General features: G+C 63.2%; 3 protein-coding genes. 1 reads left to right on the top strand and 2 read right to left on the bottom strand.

Features of this window, described 5'->3' with window-relative positions:
• Window positions 1-378: DUF502 domain-containing protein (locus A3764_RS14830; RefSeq protein WP_150122201.1), on the top strand; the 378-nt coding region annotated here is incomplete at its 5' end.
• A 7-nt stretch (window positions 379-385) separates the two neighbouring features.
• Here A3764_RS14830 and A3764_RS14835 read toward each other — a convergent pair.
• Entirely contained in the window at window positions 386-1417 is a 1032-nt protein-coding gene (locus A3764_RS14835) for a patatin-like phospholipase family protein (protein WP_067921172.1), read from the bottom strand.
• A gap of 69 nt (window positions 1418-1486) precedes the next feature.
• On the bottom strand, window positions 1487-1848 hold a 362-nt coding region (locus A3764_RS14840; RefSeq protein WP_150122202.1), incomplete at its 5' end, for an SDR family oxidoreductase.

A 1848-nucleotide genomic window follows, 5' to 3' on the forward strand; every position in this document is an offset into this window, starting at 1 on the left:
AAACAGATATCGGAAACAATCTTCGCCCAGTCCGAACGCAGCTTCGAAACGGCCTGCCTCATTGAATATCCGCGGCGGGGCATCTGGGCGCTTGGGTTCATCTCCACCACCGCCAAGGGCGAGGTGGCGGCGAAGTCCGATCCCAGTGACACGATGGTTTCCGTCTTCGTGCCCACCACGCCGAACCCCACATCGGGTTTTCTGCTTTTCTTTCCGCGCAAGGACGTGATCGAACTGGACATGTCGGTCGAGGATGCCGCGAAACTGGTGATTTCCGCGGGGCTCGTCTACCCGTCCGGGCGGATCGGCGACCCGGAATCGGGCGACTCGATCCTTGAGGTGGGGGATCACACCGACAGGCGCGCGCGCGTCGAATAAAGGCGCGTCAGCCGAACATTTCGGGCAAATCCAGCGTGCTACGCTTGCCGACATGTTCCGCATCCCCGGCGAGGAACGCCTCGGCAGCCGCGATCCCGGCCTCCTTCAATGCGGCGATGACGGCCACGTTGGGCACCAGTTTCGTGGTGACAGACAGTTTCGCCATCAGCGCATCATCCGCGATCATATGCATCCTTATCCGGCTCATCCGGCCCTGCGGCATTGTTCCATCGTCGAGCAGACGCTGCACGAATTCGATGGCGCGCAGTTCGCGCAGCAGGCTGGAGTTGAAGCTGATCTCGTTCACGCGGTTCTGGATCTGCTGGGGTGTGACGGGGATGTCATCGCGCTCCATCGGGTTGATGCTGACCACGAGAATGTCATCGGGCAGGTCCTTGGCGAAGAGCGGAAAGAGCGCCGGGTTGCCGGTAAACCCACCATCCCAGAACGCCTCGCGCCGACCCGTTTCGCTGTCGTCGATCTCCACCGCCTTGAACAACGTGGGCAGACAGGCGGAGGCCATGATGGCTTCCCCGCTGATCTCTTCATCCTTGAAGATGCGGATCTTGCCGTTGCGCACCCGCGTCGCCCCCACGAAAAGCCGCGGCGCGTCGCTGTGGCAAATCCGGGCATAGTCGAACTGGGCGACGATGTCCGTCAGCGGATTGCGATAGAAGGGGCCGTAGGCATAGGGAGAGATCGCGCTGGAAAGCGTATCGGCCAGCGTCACCGGCCAGGAATAGGAAAGCGCATGGCTCAGCGCGCCCACGCCGAAGGGTGCCAGCCAATGAGCCATCCGCAGGTCCGACACGCCGGATACCTGCGTCCAGAGCCAATCGAGGTTTTCGCGCGCGGCCTCGCGGCCGCCCTTCGCCATCCCGGCCTTGAGCGCGGCACCGTTTAAGGCACCGGCGGAAGTGCCTGAAATGGCGCAAATTTCAAGCTCCGGCTCCTGCAGGAGCCGGTCCAGCACACCCCAGGTGAAAGCGCCATGAGCGCCGCCGCCCTGCAGGGCAAGGTTGATGCGTTTGGGTGCCATGAGGTGACCTCCGAAATAGGTTGCGCCGCCTCCGACAGAGGCGGCGCGATGCGCGGGCCCTGTGTGGGGTCAGAGAGCCGTCCAACCCCCGTCGACGCTGATCGTCGTGCCGGTGATCTGTGCTGCCGCGGGCGAACACAGGAAGGTGGCGGTGCCGCCCATCTGTTCGACGGTCGCGAATTCGCGGCTGGGCTGGCGCGTCAGCATGACCTGCTCGATGACGTCTTCGCGGCTCATGCCGTATTCCTTCATCGTATCGGGGATCTGCTTTTCCACGATCGGCGTCAGCACGTATCCCGGGCAGATGGCGTTGCAGGTGATGTCTTCCTTCGCCGTTTCCAGCGCGGTCGTCTTCGTCAGCCCCACGATACCATGTTTGGCCGCGATATAGGCCGCCTTGAAAGGCGACGCGGTGAGGCCATGGGCGGAGG

The organism is Sulfitobacter sp. HI0129 (assembly GCF_001635395.1).
Classification (GTDB): Bacteria; Pseudomonadota; Alphaproteobacteria; order Rhodobacterales; family Rhodobacteraceae; genus Sulfitobacter.

Coding starts and splice junctions, on each gene's coding strand:
- A3764_RS14835 (WP_067921172.1), bottom strand. CDS start 1,417: ATGGCACCCAAACGCATCAACCTTGCCCTGCAGGGCGGCGGCGCTCAT.